Origin of the sequence: Kribbella sp. NBC_00889, from assembly GCF_045207705.1 — a bacterium.
Lineage (GTDB): Bacteria > Actinomycetota > Actinomycetes > Propionibacteriales > Kribbellaceae > Kribbella.
The window spans coordinates 1469544-1488547 of sequence record NZ_CP108783.1; the positions used below are offsets into that span (position 1 = coordinate 1469544).

The following is a 19004-nucleotide window of genomic DNA, read 5'->3' on the forward strand; positions in this document are numbered from 1 at the left end:
CCATCCTCACGCATGCATGGTCACTGGCGGGCGGTGATGAGGCGGTGGTAGGCGCCGGTGAGGTGGTTGTCGATAGCCTCGGTGGCGGCGGTGGGGTCGCCGCCAGCGATGATGTCGCGGATCGCCTTGTGCTCGGCGTACGCGATCTCGTGGAAGTCGCGGCGGGCGACATGCCGCGAGTGGAGGAACATCGCGACCTGGCTGCGGATCTGCTGCCAGGCCCGGTCGAGCCGCGAATGCCCGGCGGCCTGGTAGATCACGTCGTGGAACGCGAGGTCCAGATCCAGTGCGGTCTGCGGCTCGTAGTCCGGCCCGAGCGCCCGCATCTGCTCGAGTACGTCGTCCATCGTCGCCAGGTGCTCGTCGGTCAGCCGGGGGAGTGCCCGGGCGATCGCCAGTTGTTCGAGGCTCAGCCGGAGCGTGTAGATCTCCTCGATGTCCTCGTTGGTCAGCGCGATCACCTGCGCGCCGCGATGCCGGCGCAGTACGACCAGACCCTCGCGCTCGAGCTCGATCAGCGCCTCCCGGATCGGGCCACGGCTCATCTCCAGCACGGCCGCGAGCTCACCCTCGGGGAGGTGTTCACCCGGTGCGAGGGCACCGCTGATGATCATCTGCCGCAGCGCTGGTACGACGGTCGCCCACAACGCAGGACTGCGCTCGGCCTGCCGGGCGAGCTGATCCAGCGGTCCGGCCACGGTCGGTTCCTCCATCGGTGCAAAACGTTGATTGTTAACCATTGACATTTAACAATGCCGCGACCAGGCTAACTCGCAGGACTCGCCCCGGGGAGAGGTCGGAGCCGGAGACCCTGGCTGCCTGTCCGCCGCGGGTCGGTCCTGGCTGCCCGGCCCGATCTCGTCCCCGGGACGACTCCGCCCGACCTCCACTCGACTCGCCCGATCTCCCGGCGACGCGCCGCCCTGGCCCTCGGGGCCGGCCGCGTCTTGAGGCCGAAGCGCGTTTATCGATACAACCGGACTGAAAGGCTGACATGACCGAGAACAGCTCTCCCAGCGCGGTTCAGCAACTCCCGTATGCCCCGTCCGACCCTGACGCGCCGCGGTTGGACCAGGCCCGCGTCGTCGTCGACGCGGCCCGCGAGTTGGGCGAGCTCGACCGCCCGTGGGCCAGCCTCGGATACGACGAGATCAACTGGACCTACACCCCGCAGGGGCGCCGGACCTTGCGGACGATCGGTGGGTTCGCAGAGACGCCGTACCACGTCCGCCCGCACAACATCTTCAACAGCGGCACCGGCTTCGGCCTGCCGCACTGGGGGAGCGGCAACGTCTACCACGAGGACGCGGACGGGAAGCCGTTCTACGACTTCACCATCGCCGATCTGACCTACGACGCGATCGTCGAGGCCGGTCATCATCCCCTGGTCGAGCTCGCGTTCACGCCGCTCGCGCTGGTGCCGGAGGAGGCCAAGACCGACTTCCCGTTCGGCAACAGCCCCAGCCAGTACAGCGGGTACGAGGCCGGCTGGTGGACGTACCCGCCGAAGGACTACGCGAAGTGGGGCGGCCTGGTCGCCGCGCTCGTCGAGCACGCCCTCGAGCGGTACGGCGCCGACGAGGTCCAGCACTGGCTCTGGGAGCTGTGGAACGAGCCCGACATCTCGTACTGGAAGGGCACGCCCGAACAGTTCCACGAGCTGTACGACGTCACGGTCAAGTCGATCCGCCAGGTCTACCCCGAGGCCAAGGTCGGCGGACCCGCCGTCACCGGTGGCGATCACGGTGCCGAGTTCCTCCGCGGCTTCCTGCAGGCCTGCGCGGATCGCGACCTGCCCGTGGACTTCGTCTCCTTCCACACCAAGGGTTCGCACTTCACGCCATGGCGCACCTATGGCCCGATCGGTGCGCCGGCGTCCCTGCGGCAGTCGCCGTCGACGCCGAAGATGCTCCGTGAGATCGACCGTGCGCTGGCCGTCATCGAGGAGTTCCCGCAGTACGCCGGTCAGCCGGTGATCGTGGACGAGTGTGACGCGTCGGTGCCCGCGCACTGGGGGATCTACGACAACTCGAACTTCGCCTACCGCAACAACGAGTACTACCCGGTCTTCCAGGCGAAGCTGATGAAGAAGGTGCTCGACCTCAACGAGCAGCACACGGCGAAGGTGCACGAGGCAACCACCTGGAGCTTCCAGATCGAGGGCGAGCGGTACTTCGAGGGCACCCGGAGTTTCGTCACCGCGGCGGGGGTCGAGAAGCCGCTGATGAACGCCTACCGGGTGTTCGCGCTCCTCGGCGACCGCCGGATCGCAGCCTCGTCCGACCGCTCCGCCGACGTCTCCGACATCAGCGCCTTGGGCAACGGTCTGCCCGAGGAGGTCGACGTGATCGCGAGCCGCGCCTCGGCGGACGGCAGTGTCGCCGTCCTCGTCTGGCGGCACGCCGACGACCAGTACGCCGCAGACACCACGACGGCTCGGGTCGACCTCGAGGTGAGCGGACTGGACTCCGGCGACTGGACCGTGCAGCACTACCGGATCGACCACAGCCACAGCAATAGCCACACGGTCTGGCAGGATCTCGGCGGCCCACAGGACCCGACACCCGAGCAGCTCGCGACGATCACCGATCGCCAGGGACTCGAGCGGTTCGCCGAAGACGCCGCGGTCACGGTCGACGGAACGCTCTCTCTCACACTGGACCTTCCGCTGCCGTCGCTGAGCCTCGTCATCCTGACCAGGGCGGTCTGATTCCTCGCCGTTCGGTGGGGTAAAGCTGTCCGAGTAGGGCAGAGAGGGTGGCACTGGCAGCCGCGGTGACGACGAGAGGAACTCCATGACGCTGGATCCCGGGGTGTGGGGCGTGCTGGCGACGCCACTGACGGCGGACGGATCCGCGGTCGACACGGAGTCGCTGGCGCGGCAGGTCCGGCATTACGAGTCCATCGGGGCAACGGGGCTGACCGTGCTCGGTGTCTTCGGCGAGGCGGCGCGCCTGAGCCCCGTGGAGCGGCGGACGGTGGTGGAGACGGTCGTTGCCTCCTCGGCTCGGCTGCCGCTCGTCATCGGCATCAGCGCACTGAAGCTCGACGAGGTGGTGGCCGAGGCGGCCAATGTGTTGCCGGCCGTCGGGTCTCGCCTCGCCGGACTCATGGTTCAAGTGAACTCCGGCGATCCGGATGCGTTGAGCAACTATCTGAACGAGGTTGCCGAGCGCACCGACCGCCCGCTCGTGGTGCAGGACTACCCGGTGATCACCGGTATTTCGATCGCCACCACCGACCTGGTCGCCGCCGTACGCACCGTGCCGTCGGCTGTGGCCGTGAAGTCCGAGTCGTCGCCGAGCCCGCCCGCGGTGGCCGAATTGGCGGCCGGACTCGACGTACCGATCTTCGGCGGGCTCGGCGGCACCTGCCTGCTCGACGAACTGGCGGTCGGCGCCGCCGGCGCGATGACCGGCTTCTCCGTGCCGGAGGGGTTGCTCGCGTGCGTGGCGGCGTACCGCTCAGGCGGTTTCGAGGCGGCGCGTGAGGTCTGGCGGGACTACCTGCCGCTGGTCAACTTCGAGTTCCAGGCCGGCATCGCGCTCGGTCTCCGCAAGCGCAGTCTGGTCCTGCGCGGGCTGATCACGTACGACGCCGTCCGCGCGCCGGCCGCCGTACCGCCGGAGAGCATGCTGCGGTTGCTGGAGGAACACCTTCGCCGGACACCAGGAGCACTGTGACGACGGGCATCTACCGGGGACTGGTCAGCTACGGGGACCCGGAGTTCTCGCGGTTCCTGCGGCGGGCGTTCCTGCATGCCAGCGGCCGGTCGCCAGAGTCGCTGGACCGTCCAGTGATCGGCATCGCCACCTCGGCCAGCGACTACAACCCTTGCCACCGGCAACAGCCAGAGCTGGTGAAGTCCGTGGCCCGCGGCATCATCGCGGCCGGCGGGCTGCCGATGGAGTTCCCGACCGTCTCGCTGGGGGAGAGCTTCCTCGAGCCGACCTCGATGGTCTACCGCAACCTGATGGCGATGGACGTCGAGGAACTCGTCCGGGCGCAGCCGATGGACGGTGTCGTCCTCGTCGGCGGCTGCGACAAGACCGTACCGGCGCAGCTGATGGGAGCGTTGTCGGCCGGGCGGCCGGCGATCCAGCTCGTCACCGGTCCGATGTCGACCGGTCGCTACCAGGGCGAGCGGTTGGGTGCGTGCACCGACTGCCGTCGCTTCTGGGCGAGCTACCGAGCCGGAGAGGTGTCGGAGGAAGAGATCGGGCGGGTGGAGCGCAACCTGGCGACGACCGCAGGCACCTGTGCGGTCATGGGGACCGCGTCGACGATGGCCTGCATCGTGGAGGCTCTGGGCATGGCTCTGCCGGACAGCGCTGCGGCTCCCGCGGTGCACGCGGACCGGCTGCGGATCGGTGAAGCGACCGGTGCCGCCGCAGTGTCTATCGCCGTCGCCGGACGTACGCCGGACCAGGTCGTCACCGCTGCCTCGGTACGCAACGCGCTGCGGGTGTTGCTGGCGATCGGCGGGTCGACAAATGCCTTGATCCATTTGACCGCGATTGCCGGACGGCTCGGGCTGAGGATCGATCCGGACGAGCTGAACGAGCTGAGTGACACCACACCGGTCCTGGTGGAGCTGAAGCCGACCGGTGCCCACTACATGGAGGATCTGCATGCCTCCGGCGGACTGCCCGCCGTACTGCATGAGCTGCGGGACTTGCTGGACCTGTCTGTGCTGACGGTGACCGGGGAGACGCTGGGGGAGCGGCTGGGTGACGGACCGCCCTGGGTGGATCGGGATGTCGTGCGTCCGTTGAGCGCTCCGAGTCGGGACAAGGGCGGTCTGGTCTGGCTGAGTGGGTCGCTGGCGCCGTCCGGTGCGCTGATCAAGCGGTCCGCCGCCGACCCGGCGCTCTTCGAGACGACTGGGCGTGCTGTCGTGTTCAGCTCGTTAGAGGACCTGGCGGCCCGCATCGACGACCCCGGGCTGGATGTGGAGCCCTCCGACGTACTGGTCCTGCAGAACGCCGGACCACTCGGAGCGGGCATGCCTGAGGCCGGCTATCTGCCCATCCCGGCCAAACTCGCCCGGAGCGGTGTCCGGGACATGGTCCGGATCTCCGATGCGCGCATGAGTGGGACGGCGTACGGAACGATCGTCCTGCACGTCACCCCGGAAGCCGCCCTGGGCGGTCCGCTGGCCCTGGTCCGCACCGGCGACCAGATCCGGCTGTCCGTGTCCGAGGGCAGGCTCGACCTGCTGGTCCCGCCGGACGAGTTGGAGCAGCGCCGAGCCGATCTCCCGGCGTCCGCTCCGCCGCCCGTCACCGGCTACCGAAAGTTGTTCCGCGACCACGTTCTGGGAGCGGATCAGGGCTGCGATTTCGACTTCTGCCTGCCTGGCTCCTGAGGCCCTCGGCGGGCCGTAGTTTGCTCCTCCGCGGGCCCGTTCCGGCGGCGCCACGCGGGAGTACACCAGGCCGCGCGGGTGTTGGAACAAAGAGACGCGCGCGAGATTCCGGCGTTCTTGCAAACTGTCGGAGCAGCGATCTAGGATCGCTAGATGTAGTGGTTACACGGGTGTAATTTTCCACAGGTAGTGGTCAGTTACGCACACGTCATACACAAGTTGTCCCCAGAAAGATCCACAGGACGCCCGCTGGGCGGCCTCACGGGAGGAGTGATTCGTCGTGCACTGTCCGTATTGCCGGCACGTCGATTCCCGGGTCGTCGACAGCAGGGTGGCCGAGGACGGCGGAGCGATCCGCCGCCGCCGGCAGTGCCCGGTGTGCGAGAAGCGGTTCAGCACCGTCGAGCAGATGCAGCTCACGGTCGTGAAGCGCTCCGGCGCGACCGAGCCGTTCAGCCGGGAGAAGGTCATCAACGGCGTCGGCAAGGCCTGCAAGGGCCGGCCGGTCGACGTGGACGCGCTGGCCCGGCTGGGCCAGAAGGTCGAGGACGCGCTCAAGGCGAGCGGCTCGCCGGAGGTGCCCGCGCACGAGGTCGGACTCGCGATCCTCGGGCCGCTGCGGGAGCTCGACGAGGTCGCCTACCTGCGGTTCGCGAGCGTCTACCGGCAGTTCGAGTCGGCCGACGACTTCGAGACGGAGATCGCGCTGCTGCGGGCGGAGAAGGAGCCTGAGGGCACCGAGCCGCGCCCGCTGAAGCCGACCCAGCAGACATAAATCGGGGATTTCAGCACCACCATCTGCAACACCTGGCGTTACTCAACGGGGCGGTCCCGACAGACCGCGGCAGTGCAGACACACGGCGAGGAGCAACCATGACAGAGACGGTGACCGGCCACTCGGGGTCGACCAAGAGGTCGGCGGCCGGGTTCCGTGGGCGCAAGAACGCGCCAGCGGGACTCACCATCGAGCGCATCTTCACCACCGAGGGTGCGCACCCGTACGACGAGGTGACGTGGGAGCGCCGCGACGTCGTACAGCAGAACTGGAAGACCGGTGAGACCGTCTTCGAGCAGCGCGGGGTCGAGTTCCCCGACTACTGGAGCGTGAACGCGTCCACCATCGTCACCACGAAGTACTTCCGTGGCGCGGTCGGTCACGACAACCGCGAGTGGAGCCTGCGGCAGCTGCTCGACCGGGTCGTGAAGACCTACCGCAAGGCCGGTGAGGAGCACGGGTACTTCGCCACCCCGGCCGACGCCGAGGTGTTCGAGCACGAGCTCACCTGGATGCTCCTGCACCAGTACTTCAGCTTCAACTCGCCGGTCTGGTTCAACGTCGGGACCTCGTCGCCGCAGCAGGTGTCGGCCTGCTTCATCCTCGCCGTCGACGACTCGATGGACTCGATCCTGAACTGGTACAAGGAAGAGGGCCTGATCTTCAAGGGCGGCTCCGGCGCCGGTCTGAACCTGTCCCGGATCCGTTCGTCCAAGGAGCTGCTGCAGTCCAGCGGCGGTACGGCGTCCGGCCCGGTCAGCTTCATGCGCGGCGCGGACGCGAGCGCCGGGACGATCAAGTCCGGTGGCGCCACCCGGCGCGCGGCCAAGATGGTCGTGCTCGACGTCGACCACCCCGACATCGAGGAGTTCGTCGACACCAAGATGCGCGAGGAGGAGAAGATCCGCGTCCTGCGCGACGCGGGCTTCGACATGGACCTCGGCGGTCGCGACATCACCTCGGTGCAGTACCAGAACGCCAACAACTCGGTCCGGGTCACCGACGAGTTCATGCGCGCGGTCGAGGACAAGGGTGAGTTCGGGCTGCGGGCACGGCTGGACAACTCCGTGATCGAGACCGTCGACGCGCGGTCGCTGTTCGACAAGATCTCTCAGGCCGCGTGGGCCTGCGCCGACCCGGGCCTGCAGTACGACGACACGATCAACGACTGGCACACGACGCCGGAGACGGGCCGGATCACCGCGTCCAACCCGTGCTCGGAGTACATGCACCTGGACAACTCGTCCTGCAACCTGGCGTCGCTGAACCTGATGAAGTTCCTGCGCGACGACGACCTGTTCGACTCGGAGAAGTTCGTCAAGGCCGTCGAGCTGATCATCACCGCGATGGACATCTCGATCTGCTTCGCCGACTTCCCGACCGAGGCGATCGGCGACACCACCCGCGCCTACCGGCAGCTCGGTATCGGTTACGCGAACCTCGGTGCGTTGCTGATGGCAACGGGTCACGCCTACGACTCCGACGGTGGTCGCGCACTGGCGGGCGCTATCACCTCACTGATGACCGGTACGTCGTACAAGCGCTCGGCCGAGCTGGCCGGCGTCGTCGGCCCGTACGACGGTTTCGAGCGGAACAAGGACGCGCACACCCGGGTGATGCGCAAGCACGCCGCGGCCAACGACGCGATCCGCAGCCTGCACGAGATCGACAAGGACGTGCACAAGCACGCCACTGCCGCGTGGGACGCCGTCCTGAAGGTCGGCGGCAAGAACGGCTGGCGGAACGCGCAGGCCTCGGTGCTCGCACCGACCGGCACCATCGGCTTCATGATGGACTGCGACACCACCGGGATCGAGCCGGACTTCTCGCTGGTCAAGTTCAAGAAGCTGGTCGGCGGCGGCTCGATGCAGATCGTCAACCAGACGGTGCCGCGGGCGCTGCGTCAGTACAGCTACACCGAGGAGACGATCGAGGCGATCGTCGAGTACATCGCCGAGCACGGTCACGTGGTCGACGCTCCCGGCCTGAAGCCGGAGCACTACGAGATCTTCGACACCGCGATGGGTGAGCGGGCGATCAAGCCGATGGGCCACGTCCGGATGATGGCGGCCGCGCAGCCGTTCCTGTCCGGCGCGATCTCGAAGACGGTGAACCTGCCGGAGACCGCGACGGTCGAGGAGATCGCCGACGTCTACTTCCAGGGCTGGAAGCTCGGCCTGAAGGCGCTCGCGGTCTACCGCGACAACTGCAAGGTCGGCCAGCCGCTGGCCGACGCCAAGGCGAAGAAGGCCTCCGAGGCCGCCGCGGTCGAGACCCAGGCCGTCGCGGAGAAGATCGTCGAGAAGGTGATCGAGTACCGGCCGACCCGCAAGCGCCTGCCGAAGTCGCGGCCGTCGCGGACCACGTCGTTCAGCGTCGGTGGCGCCGAGGGGTACATGACCGCCGGCTCCTACCCGGACGACGGTCTGGGCGAGGTCTTCCTGAAGATGGGCAAGCAGGGTTCGACCCTGGCCGGGGTGATGGACGCCTTCTCGATCGCGATCTCGATCGCGCTGCAGCACGGCGTACCGCTGGAGACCTACGTCCAGAAGTTCACCAACCTGAAGTTCGAGCCGGCCGGTCTGACCGACGACCCGGACGTCCGGATGGCGCAGTCGATCATGGACTACATCTTCCGGCGCCTGGCCCTGGACTACCTGCCGTTCGACGACCGGGCCGCCCTGGGCATCTACTCCGCGGACGAGCGGTCCCGGCAGCTCGACACCGGTTCCTACGAGCCGGCGCCGGTCGAGATCTCCGAGGCCGAGTCGCTGAAGTCGGTCGAGCCGGCCGCCGAGAGCGCCGACAAGCCGGTCGTGGCGGAAGCGGCCGCGGCCAAGCCGCTCGACACCTCCGAGGTCCGCACCACCGCCGAGATGTTCGAGCTCATCACCGGCACCTCGGTCGACGCGCCGCTCTGTTTCACCTGCGGCACCAAGATGCGCCCGAGCGGCTCCTGCTACGTCTGCGAAGGCTGCGGCAGCACCTCCGGCTGCAGCTGACCCGCGAAGCGCCAGTCGCGCTGCACCACCCCAACTGAAAGCGCCACGGCCCCCGGGACTTCCCACATTCCCCGGGGGCCGCAGCGCGTCTAACCGCGGTGAGGTCGGTCGGCGGCTGTGCTCGACGGTTTGGTGCCGCGACCGCGGACCTGGCGCCGGCCAGGGCGCGGGTCTTCATCGGTCTTCCTCTGGCCGGACGGCGCTGGGTGGCGTCGCGTTCGGGTTCTCGTAGACGACGGTGATGCTGCCGCGGTCGTTGAGGCCGAACACGATCGTGCGCGACGCGCCCGGGTAGTCGATCCGAGTGAAGGGACCGGTGGGTCCGTTCTTCAGCACGAAGCCTTGAATATCGGTGGCCGTGGGCAACGGCAGCGCATCCGTGGTGAAGCCGGCGATCTGTCCGCGATCGTTGATGTCGGTGGGGAAGGTCAGCTTCGCGTCCGGCGCGTCGAAGCGGGTGAACCGGCCGCGCTTCTCACGGAGGAACCCGTGGCTGGCTCCGGCGTCGGAGTCGGAGTAGGTTCCGGCCACCTGTCCGCGGTCGTTGAGGTCGACGAACTCGTTGGCGCTGACGCCGTCGGGCGGGTCGAAGGCGCTGCAGCGACCCCCGTCCAGGACGAAGACCAGCCCCGACGACCCCGGCGGTTGGTACTCCGTGGCGTGCGCACTCGCACCGAGAAGGGTGGCGAGGGCAAGGGTGCTGGTGGTGAGCACCGCAACCGCGGCGCGATTGCGCAGAGTCATGTCCCGTCCTTCCGAGTGTCGGGGTCGAATGCCCGGGCCTTCGCAGCGAGCCACCCCACGGATGGGGTCGAACACCAGGAGTTACCACTTTCCCGGGGACCGCGGCGCGTTTACCGTCGAAGCTGTGGAGGGGATGGACGGTCTCCTCGCGACCGGGGCGAAGGCACTCGGCGAGGGAGACTGGAGCGCGGCACGCGCCGTGTTCGCGGAAGCGGTCGGGATCTCGGCAACGGCTCGAGGTCTGGCTGGGCTGGGTGACGCCCAGTGGTGGCTGGGCGACGTGCCCGCCGCCTTCTCCTGTTGGGAACGCGCCTACGCGCTCTACCGCCAGTCCGATTCCGCTGACGCCGTCTTCGTGGCCCTTGGCCTCAGCCTCTCGTACGACGCCAACTTCGGCGATCGGGCCGCCGCACAGGGATGGGCGGCGCGGGCCGTCCGCATCGCCTCGGAGGTTGCCGAGCCCGTACTAGCAGCGTGGGCGTCGTTGGCCCGGGCGTCGTCCGCCGACGATCCCGAGCTCGCGGCAGCTTGGTCGGAGGCGGCGTACGACGCTGCTGCCGTGGCGGAGGATCGCGATCTTGAGCTGTGCGCGTTGAGCATCTGGGGCGCGGCGCTGATCGACCTCGGACATGTGCTGGAAGGCACCGCGTTGCTGGACGAGGCTTTGGCCGGCGCGCTGGGTGGCGAGGGGGCTCGACCTGACACGGTCGTCCTCACCAGCTGTCTGCTGATGCGGTCGTGCGTTCGCGGTGCTGACTTCGTGCGCGTTGTGCAGTGGATGCGTTCGCTGGACGAGTTCATCGATCGCTACGGCTGTCCGTACCTGCACTCGACCTGCCGAGCGGCGTACGGCGCTGTCCTGGTGTCGACCGGTGACTGGCCACGCGCGGAGCACGAGCTGACCGCCGCGGCCGAGTTGTCGCGAAACTCGTTGCCTGCCGTCCAGGCAGAGGCGGCGGCCTTCCTGGCCGAGCTCCGACTCGGTCAGGGCCGGATTGCCGAGGCTCGGCGACTCCTCGTCGGCTTCGAGGATCGCCCCGTCGTACGGCCGGTGCTGGCAGCCGTCCACCTCGCAGCCGGGGACGTGGCGATGGCTGAGTCACTGGTGCGGCGTCAGCTGGTCGACGCGAACCCGCTGGAGGCGGCCCGACTCCGTGAGGTGCTTGGCGAGGCCTGTCTCGCTCGCGGTGATGCCGCCGGCGCTGCTGTGGAGGCCGACCACCTTTCCGCTTTGGGTACGACGACCGACAGCGGACTGATCGCGGCACGGGCTGCTCGGTTGTGCGGGCGAGCCCTGCTGGCACAGGGGGAAGCCGATGCGGCGGTGCGCCGATTGTCGGCGGCGCTGACGTGGTTCGGCCTGCTGGAGATGCCGGTCGAGGTCGCGCGGGCCCGGATGTTGCTGGCCGAGGCGCTGTGTGCCGAGGGCGGCTCGGCGCCTGCTGTGGCCGAGGCCCGGATGGCGCTCACGGTGTTCGAAGACGTCGGTGCCTCGCGCGATGCGGATGCGGCTGCCGCCTGGCTGCGGTCGGCTGGTGCGTCCGCGGCTCGTTCCGGTCCCAGGGGCGTTGGTTTGCTGACGAAACGGGAGCGAGACGTACTCGGCGTGCTGGCTGAGGGGCTGGCCAATCCGGAGATCGCGGCACGTCTGTACATCAGTCGCCGTACTGTCGAGCATCACGTGGCCAGCATCCTTTCCAAGCTCGGCGTCCGGAACCGGACCGAGGCGGCCGCCTACCTCACCCGCCTGAAGGAATAGGCGAGTTCACCGATGCTGCGCCCATCTCCCGGGGTGATGCTGCCTGTGGGAGGTGGAGACAATGCTTTTGGATACTCCGCGCGTCGAGGCTTTCGGCGTACAGATGGGCGAGGTGCTCAACCACGGGGTGCTCACGCTACTCATGAGCATCGGACATCAGGTGGGTCTCTTCGACACGATGGCGGAGCTGCCACCGGTCACGAGCCACGAACTCGCGGGAGCCGCGGGCCTGCAGGAGCGGTACGTGCGGGAGTGGCTGGGCGGGATGACGGTCGCCCGGGTGGTGGAGTACGACGCCGATCGCCGGACGTACTGGCTACCGCGGGAACATGCTGCTCTCCTGACCCGCGCTGCCGGACCGGACAACCTCGCGGGCGCGACGCAGTTCATCGCCTTGCTTGCTGGGGTGGAATCGCGGCTGGTCGAGTGCTTCCGCCACGGTGGCGGTGTTCCGTACGCGGAGTACACCGAGTTTCATCGGCTGATGGCGGAAGACAGTGGTGCCCTCTTCGACGCGGCACTGCTCGACTCGATCCTGCCGCTGGTCCCGGGACTGCCGGAGCGCCTCGTCGACGGCATCCACGTTGCCGACATCGGGTGTGGCAGCGGGCATGCCATCAACCTGATCGCCGCGGCCTATCCGCGGAGCCGGTGCGTCGGCTACGACATCTCCGCCGAAGGCATCGCGGCCGGTCGTGCTGAGGCAGACGGGCTCGGGAACGCGGAGTTCGTCGTTCGCGATGTTGCTGACCTGGGGGAGTACGAACGCTTCGACCTTGTCACCGCCTTCGACGCGATCCATGACCAGGCGCAGCCGGCGGCGGTGCTCGCCGGTATCGCGGCGTCGTTGCGCCCCGGCGGTGTCTTCCTGATGGTCGACATTCAGGCGTCGAGCAACCTCGAGGACAACCTGGACAATCCCTTCGCGACCTTCTTGTACGGCGTCTCGACCATGCACTGCATGACCGTCTCCCTGTCCGCCGGCGGCGCCGGCCTCGGCACCGTCTGGGGCCGGCAGAAGGCCTGCGAAATGCTCACCGACGCCGGCTTCGCCTCCTTAGACATCGCCCACGTCGAAGCAGACGCCTTCAACGCCTACTACCTGGCCCACAAGAACTGAGTCGTCCAGAAGCCGCGCCATGCTGCGTCGGCCTGGGACCACCCCCATGCTGCGTCGGCCTGCGGACCACCCCCATGCTGCGTCGGCCTGCGGACCACCCCCATGCTGCGGCGGCCTGCGGAGCCACCCCATCCTGCGGCGGCCTGGGGCCGCTTGCCCGGGCTGTGGCGGTCCGGGGCGGTCAGTGGCCGGAGCGGTCGGAGTCGGCGGCGGGGCGGCTGGTGCCGTCGAGGGCTGCAAGTGCGGAGAGCTCGGAGCGCGTCAGGTCGAAGTCGAAGATGTCCAGGTTGTCCGCGAGGCGGCTGGGGTTCACTGACTTGGGAATCGGTACGACGTCCTGCTGAGTCTCCCAACGCAGGACCACCTGACCAGGCGACCGCCCGTGGGCCTTGGCGATCTCCTGCACAGCCGGGTGGCTCAGCAGATCGGTCCCCTTACCCAGCGGACTCCACGCCTCGGTGACGATCCCGTGCTGCGCATGGAACTCCCGCTCCGCGGCCTTCGCCCACACCGGACTCAGTTGGACCTGATTGACCTCAGGCGCCACCCCGGTCTCGTCGATGAGCCGCGACAGGTGAGCCGGCTTGAAGTTCGACGTGCCGATCGCCCGCACCAGCCCCGCCGCACGCAACTCGATCAGCCCGCGCCACGCATCGACGTACCGGTCCTGGTCCGGGTTCGGCCAGTGGATGAGCAGCAGGTCGAGGTACTCGAGGCCCAGCTTCTCCGCGCTGGCCTCGAAGGCGGTCCGCGCGCCCTCGACGCTGTGCCACCGCTTGTTGAACTTCGACGTGACGAACACCTGATCGCGCGGCGCACCACGCAGCGCCCGCCCGACGCCGACCTCGTTGCGGTAGTTCTCCGCCGTGTCGAACAGTCGATAGCCGGCCTCGAGCGCCTGGCTGACCGCCCGTTCCGCGTCCGCGTCGTTCAGCGGTGACGTCCCCAGACCGACCCGTGGCAGCACCGATCCATGACTCAGCGTGACACTCGGAACCTGACTCATCCTGTCCTCCTTCGGCGGCCGCTGCCCGCCACCGTAGCGCCGATCACGGTCCGCTTCCGCGTCGTCTACCGGCGCACGATCGCCGTACGTCGTACGGCCCGGCTCGGGGTCGGGCAGGCCGTCTCAGCCCAGGTAAACAGGGGAGCAAACTGTCGGATCCGTGGTTCATCATGGTGCGGCGGGGAACGAAACGCTTGGGAGGGATGGGCGAATGAAGAACCGGCTGATCACCCTGGTGGATCTCGGTCTGGACAGCTCGTTCGACGCCTCGATGAGTTTCGTCCAGGGCATCACCGGCAACATCAACGCCGGCTGGGACCAGCCGGTGATCGACGTGAACTTCGTCCGCACCCGCGACCACGAGACCGCGTTCTCCGCCCTGACCACCCCATCGACGGTCCTTCATGTGATGGCACACGGTGACCACAGCGAGGAGCCGTCCTTCCTGTCGACCGACGGCAAGACCCAGGTCTCGCTGCGCTCGCTCGCGGAGTGGTTCCTGGACCGGCAGTGGGGCATTGCCAGTGGCGTCGTCATCGCCGACGGCTGCAAGACCGGCATCGGCAAGTGGCAGCGGGCCATCCGCGACTGTCTCCAGGACGACATCACCTACATCGGCACCAGCACCGTCATCGGCTGGTACGAAGCGACCGTCTTCTGTTCTGCCTTCTATGGCGCCCTGGTCCGCAACCGAGGCCTCGGCCGCACCCCTGCCGAGCAAGGCTGGGACGCCGCCAACCGGGCTATCCGCGCCTACGAAACTCTCACCGACGCCCGCTGCCCCTACAAGCCCGTGGTGCTCACCCCCTCCCGCCGAGCCCTCCGCTCCCTCACCGGCTGACTCACGCTCAGCTAGCGACACGCTCCGGGCGGCTACTTTCGGTGAGGCGTGTGAAACCTTTCGTGGTCTCGCCGCGTGGCGAGATCCGTGGTCTGGGTTGCCGGTGACCTGGGTGGCGGAAGACGGGGAAGCCGTCAGGTACGCATGCGCCGGCCTCCTGACGTCCGCCCGACGCGGTGAAGGAACGCCACCATGAAGCTCCACCGGAATTCCCTCCTGACTGCTGCCGCGATTGTCCTGGTCCTGTACGTCGTGTCGCTCGTCGTCGGCCTCCCGAGCTGGGCCGCCGTCGTACTCACAGTGGTGCTGCTCGTGCTGCTTGCGGTGGTCTGGAAGCAGCCCGACGAACCGCGTCCCGTAGTCGCGAGGCCGACGCCGGCACCATCCGTCGTCCTGCCCGATCCAGATCCCGTCTTCTCCGGACCGCCGTCGCGCACGGTGGCCGACATACGGCTGCCGTCCGCGTCGCCTGACTTCCAGTTCAGCTTCTCGGCGGTGGTGCAGTGGTCGACCGTGCTGTCGGGCTCGCGCCACGCGGATCTCGGCGCAGTCGCGGTCCACGCGTTGCTCGAGCGGGCCCGGGCTCTGACCGCGACCCAGCAGGTCACCGAAGAGTCGCTCAACCAGCACCGCCTCGCCGCCACCCTTGGTGAGCCCGCGCTGGACGAGAAGGGGCACGTGCGCTGCTGGGCGACCGAGATCCGGCTGCGGCTGCCCGACGCCGACCAGAAGCATCTCCAGCACCTGGCGGCTCTGCACCGCCGGGAGCAGAGGACTCTGCTCGAACGCCGGATGGAGCAGGACAAACGCGCGTACCCGCGCCGCCTGACGCCGGCACACAGCCGCCGAGCGAGGACGACAAGCCCAGCCAGACGTCCGCCAGGTCTGCGGGACTGAACGGCTCCGCACCCAGATCGAGCAAGCAGACCCCGGCTGAGTACCGCGAGCAGTTCTTCTCGGAGTAGGCCGGTGAGGCGGGCCGGCTGCAGGGGAGGCCCGCCCCACCGAGATCGGGTCCGCATGGCTACTCGTCCAGCCAGCGAATGGTGGTCGCACCGTTGTGACCATGGACGGTCAGGAGCGCGTGCACGCCGTCCGGCCAGACCGTGGTCGTGGGATAGCGGCCTCCCCAGTGCAGGGCCACTGTCCCGTCGCTCCACTCGACCCCTTCGGCGACGACGCCCGTACCGCTGATGCCGGAGACGTCGATATGACGGACCAGCTGGAAGCAGCGTGGCCCGGACTTGTTCGCGACCTTCAGATGACGCCGGCGCGGGATCGTCCGCAGCAGCGTCGGGGTTCTTCCGCCGATCTCGTTCATGCCTGAAGTCAACGCGCCGGAGCCGGTCCGCACCATGAACCCAACCGGTATCCACAGGGCACAAATTGTGCACTCCGACGGTGACCCGATCGCCGTAACCTGATTGCAAGGAGTGATCGACGCGCAAGGAGCGAACCCGATGACAGTCATCGAAGAATGGACCGGCCGGCACGCGCACGCCTTGCGGACGGCGCTGCGGCTGACGAACGAGGCCTTCGCCGAGCACCTCGGCATTGCGCCCCGCACGGTCACGAAGTGGCGGGAGAGACCCGAGATCGTGCCCAGTCCCTACTTGCAGGAGGCCCTCGACACCTCACTCAAGAAAGCGCCGCCCGATGCCTTGGTCCGGTTCGAGGCCAATCTCGGCCTGGACGAGCGACGGATCCCGCTCGACCATGCCGTGCTCGACCAGCTCAACACGGCGATCGGCGACCTGGCCCGGGCCTTGGCGCGCCTGGAGTCGCCCGATCCGGAGCGATCACCGGCACACTGACCTGTGGCGGCGTACGGCGTAGCGAAGGAGCTGAGGGATGAGGCGGCGGCCGGTGAACTCGTCGAGTATCAAGTCGGTCGGCTGGTCCGACGGCACGCTCGAACTCGAGTACGTCAACGGCTACGTCTACCAGTACGACGAAGTCCCGCAACCGACGTACGCCGGTCTGCTCGCCGCACCGAGCATCGGCGCGTACGTGAACAAGCACATCAAGCCGTACTACGACTGTCGCGAAGTCTGACTCTGCGTTTCCGGTGGTCGCGCAGCGGGCACCGGAAGGGCGTTCCACACGGGGGGAGCGCCCAGCCCAGGAGGTGGACATGCGCACACGTAGAGCGTCTACGACCAGTTCCCGAACCATCACGATCATCGTTCTCGTCTGGTTGCTCATCGGCCTCGCGGCTGCGGTTCAGCGCAACTACTTCGCGGGTTCGGACGCGACGTGCGCCAAGGTGGGCACGACGCTGGTCACCATCGTCGCCGGCCCACTGAACTACATCGGCGCGAACCCGAAGATCGACTGCACCGCGCCGCAACCGTCGAGGTAGGACCGTTCGCGTCGTAGCGTTCCCTCCACGAGGCTCCGAGCCGGTTGGAGCCGAGGGGAGGGAACGTGGACGTTCTGCGCGAGGGAATCGAGGCCGATCTCGAGAAGTTCCGGGTGCCCGGCGCGAGCTGGGTGGTGATCGATGGCGGCGAGATCAAGTACACCGGGACCGCTGGCGTGATGCAGGCGGGCGAGTCTGTGCCGGTGGGTCCGGGCACCCTGTTCCAGGCGTGCTCGATCAGCAAGCCGGTCGCGGTCCTCGCGATGCTCCGGCTGGTCGACCGCGGCCTGCTGGATCTCGATGAGGATGTGAACAAACGGCTGACGTCGTGGCAGGTGCCGCCGACCGGAGATTGGCAGCCAGTCGTCACGTTGAGGCAATTGGCCAGCCATAGTGCGGGCCTCACGGTGCACGGATTCCCGGGGTACCACCACGAGGCCACGCTGCCGACGACCAGGCAGATCCTCGACGGCGTCAGCCCGACCAACACCTTCGGCGTACGGGTCGACACCGTCCCCGGGACTCAGTTCCGGTACGCCGGCGGCGGCACGATCGTCCTGCAGCAGCTACTCGAGGACGTGACCGGCACACCGTTCCGGCAGCTCGTCCGCGAGCTGGTTCTCGAACCACTGAACATGTCATCCAGCGACTACGCCCAGCCGCTGCCGCCAGAGCTGTACGAAACCGCAGCGACAGCTCACGACCAGGTCGGCCGGCCCATCGACGGACGCTGGCATGCCTACCCGGAGTTGGCCGCTGCGGGACTGTGGACGACGCCGACCGATCTCGCCAAGTTCGCCATCGGCATCCAGCAGGCCTACGCGGGAGTGGATGGTGCGGTGTTGTCGCCGGACCTCGCGCGCGAGATGCTCACGCCCCAGATCTCCGCGAGCGAGCGGATCGGTGGCCTGAGTCATCTCGGACTGGGACTGTTCCTCGACGACGTCGGACAGCGCTTCGGCCACAGCGGAGGCAACGAGGGATTCAAATGCCACCTGCTGGCGTACCGGGACACCGGACAGGGTGTGGTGGTGATGACCAACAGCGACAACGGCATGTGGCTTGTCCTGCGCGCGTTCGCTGCGGCAGCCGCGGCGTACGGCTGGGAGGGCTACCCGATGGACGTCGAGCTGCCGGACCTCCCGTCACCGGCCCTGGCTGAGCTGGCCGGTGCGTACCGGCTGGATGGCGGCCCGGCGTTCGATATCGCACTGCAGGGGAGTGGACTCGAGGTGACGTTCGAGAAGCAGAACCCGTTGCAGTTCAGCGCGCGCTCCGAGACCAGGTTCGCAGCCACCACCGCAGACACCGAGCTCGAGCTACGCGACGGCGACCTGGTCTTCATCCAGAACGACGAGGAGATCCCCTGCACCCGCACGACCTGAGTAACCGACTGTGCTCGTAGTGCTCGAAGAGAGTGTGTCGTGCCCGGGAATAGGTGCGGGAGCACTGGGGTTACAGCCTTCGACTGTCCGATGTATGACCCCGGGCCTCAACCTTCGCCGCCTCGAGCGGCCACTCGCCGAGAGGCGTCTGCCGGACAGTCGCAGGACCTCGGGTGGGGGACGAGCGATCGTCTCCCACCCGACCCACCTGCCGCCCCTTGACCGGGGGTGGATGATGGGAGTCCACCACTCGCGGAGACGTGAGTGACGGCTGGGAACAGAGGGACCAGCTGGCCGTGGCCGGCGGGCATCGGAGGGGTCCAGGACCCCGATTTGCATCCGCACCGCGAATGTCAGTAATGTTCTTCTTGTTGGAGCGAGGCGCAGGACGCGAAAGCGGCCGGTCCTCCGACAAACTCCCTGAAGGTCTCGGAAGCCGAAACACGCCTCGGCGGGTTTCGGACACTGAGTCGCGCAGGGGGACTGGGACGAAAGAGGCCGATTTGACCGGCCGCGGACGAAACAGTAAAGTTTGGCGAGTTGCCCCGGAGCTTCAAACGAAAGTCTGAAGCGCGGTGTGCGCCCGATTTTTGAGAACTCAACAGCGTGCCGAAAGTCAATGCCGAAAGATGCATTATCCCC

The 19004-nt window shown here is 67.9% G+C and carries 17 protein-coding genes; 13 read left to right on the forward strand and 4 right to left on the reverse strand.

Features of this window, described 5'->3' with window-relative positions:
* Nucleotides 1–20 precede the first annotated feature (20 nt).
* Entirely contained in the window at nucleotides 21–713 is a 693-nt protein-coding gene (locus tag OG817_RS07205) for a GntR family transcriptional regulator (protein ID WP_406052927.1), read from the reverse strand.
* Nucleotides 714–994: 281 nt separating this feature from the next.
* Between OG817_RS07205 and OG817_RS07210 the strand changes: the two genes are divergently transcribed.
* From OG817_RS07210 to OG817_RS07230, 5 genes are all read left to right on the forward strand, one after another.
* Nucleotides 995–2710: a GH39 family glycosyl hydrolase gene (locus OG817_RS07210; protein WP_406052928.1), complete on the forward strand. Its 1716-nt coding sequence runs from the start codon at nucleotides 995–997 to the stop codon at nucleotides 2708–2710.
* An 85-nt stretch (nucleotides 2711–2795) separates the two neighbouring features.
* Complete coding sequence (locus tag OG817_RS07215; RefSeq protein WP_406052929.1) at nucleotides 2796–3683, forward strand: dihydrodipicolinate synthase family protein; 888 nt, start codon at nucleotides 2796–2798, stop codon at nucleotides 3681–3683.
* Nucleotides 3680–5368, forward strand: a complete 1689-nt coding sequence (locus tag OG817_RS07220) for a dihydroxy-acid dehydratase (RefSeq protein ID WP_406052930.1) — start codon at nucleotides 3680–3682, stop codon at nucleotides 5366–5368. Before OG817_RS07215 ends, OG817_RS07220 begins: the two co-directional genes overlap by 4 nt.
* 280 nt (nucleotides 5369–5648) lie before the next feature.
* Nucleotides 5649–6143 carry a transcriptional regulator NrdR gene (nrdR, locus tag OG817_RS07225; RefSeq protein ID WP_406052932.1) on the forward strand — a complete coding sequence of 165 codons (495 nt, stop codon included), beginning with the start codon at nucleotides 5649–5651 and terminating at the stop codon, nucleotides 6141–6143.
* A gap of 98 nt (nucleotides 6144–6241) precedes the next feature.
* Entirely contained in the window at nucleotides 6242–9145 is a 2904-nt protein-coding gene (locus OG817_RS07230; RefSeq protein WP_406052933.1) for a vitamin B12-dependent ribonucleotide reductase, read from the forward strand.
* 174 nt (nucleotides 9146–9319) lie between these two features.
* Here the strand turns inward: OG817_RS07230 and OG817_RS07235 are convergent, their stop codons facing one another.
* Nucleotides 9320–9889 (reverse strand): hypothetical protein, encoded by a 570-nt coding sequence (locus OG817_RS07235; protein ID WP_406052934.1) that lies wholly within the window; start codon nucleotides 9887–9889, stop codon nucleotides 9320–9322.
* A gap of 133 nt (nucleotides 9890–10022) precedes the next feature.
* On the opposite strand from OG817_RS07235, the gene OG817_RS07240 reads away from it, so the two are divergent.
* Together OG817_RS07240 and OG817_RS07245 are read left to right on the forward strand one after the other, a co-directional pair.
* Entirely contained in the window at nucleotides 10023–11648 is a 1626-nt protein-coding gene (locus tag OG817_RS07240) for a LuxR C-terminal-related transcriptional regulator (protein ID WP_406057395.1), read from the forward strand.
* 61 nt (nucleotides 11649–11709) lie between these two features.
* Nucleotides 11710–12768, forward strand: a complete 1059-nt coding sequence (locus tag OG817_RS07245; protein ID WP_406052935.1) for a class I SAM-dependent methyltransferase — start codon at nucleotides 11710–11712, stop codon at nucleotides 12766–12768.
* 181 nt (nucleotides 12769–12949) lie between these two features.
* Here OG817_RS07245 and OG817_RS07250 read toward each other — a convergent pair whose 3' ends face one another.
* Nucleotides 12950–13774 carry an aldo/keto reductase gene (locus tag OG817_RS07250; protein WP_406052936.1) on the reverse strand — a complete coding sequence of 275 codons (825 nt, stop codon included), beginning with the start codon at nucleotides 13772–13774 and terminating at the stop codon, nucleotides 12950–12952.
* A 211-nt stretch (nucleotides 13775–13985) separates the two neighbouring features.
* On the opposite strand from OG817_RS07250, the gene OG817_RS07255 reads away from it, so the two are divergent.
* Together OG817_RS07255 and OG817_RS07260 are read left to right on the forward strand one after the other, a co-directional pair.
* The gene (locus tag OG817_RS07255; protein ID WP_131517650.1) at nucleotides 13986–14615 is read left to right on the forward strand and encodes a hypothetical protein; all 630 of its coding nucleotides are present in this window, start codon (nucleotides 13986–13988) and stop codon (nucleotides 14613–14615) included.
* 192 nt (nucleotides 14616–14807) lie between these two features.
* Nucleotides 14808–15512, forward strand: a complete 705-nt coding sequence (locus OG817_RS07260; protein WP_406052937.1) for a hypothetical protein — start codon at nucleotides 14808–14810, stop codon at nucleotides 15510–15512.
* Between the two features lie 127 nt (nucleotides 15513–15639).
* On the opposite strand, the gene OG817_RS07265 is transcribed toward OG817_RS07260, so the two are convergent.
* Entirely contained in the window at nucleotides 15640–15936 is a 297-nt protein-coding gene (locus OG817_RS07265) for a hypothetical protein (protein WP_396394158.1), read from the reverse strand.
* Nucleotides 15937–16075: 139 nt separating this feature from the next.
* Between OG817_RS07265 and OG817_RS07270 the strand changes: the two genes are divergently transcribed.
* The 4 genes from OG817_RS07270 (at nucleotide 16076) to OG817_RS07285 (ending at nucleotide 18362) form a co-directional block, all read left to right on the forward strand.
* Nucleotides 16076–16429: an XRE family transcriptional regulator gene (locus OG817_RS07270; protein ID WP_393397205.1), complete on the forward strand. Its 354-nt coding sequence runs from the start codon at nucleotides 16076–16078 to the stop codon at nucleotides 16427–16429.
* Between the two features lie 37 nt (nucleotides 16430–16466).
* Nucleotides 16467–16670, forward strand: coding sequence for a KTSC domain-containing protein (locus OG817_RS07275; RefSeq protein WP_360452080.1), 204 nt, complete (start codon nucleotides 16467–16469; stop codon nucleotides 16668–16670).
* Between the two features lie 79 nt (nucleotides 16671–16749).
* Nucleotides 16750–16977, forward strand: a complete 228-nt coding sequence (locus tag OG817_RS07280; RefSeq protein WP_360452078.1) for a hypothetical protein — start codon at nucleotides 16750–16752, stop codon at nucleotides 16975–16977.
* Nucleotides 16978–17042: 65 nt separating this feature from the next.
* The gene (locus OG817_RS07285) at nucleotides 17043–18362 is read left to right on the forward strand and encodes a serine hydrolase domain-containing protein (protein ID WP_396394160.1); all 1320 of its coding nucleotides are present in this window, start codon (nucleotides 17043–17045) and stop codon (nucleotides 18360–18362) included.
* Nucleotides 18363–19004: the final 642 nt, after the last annotated feature.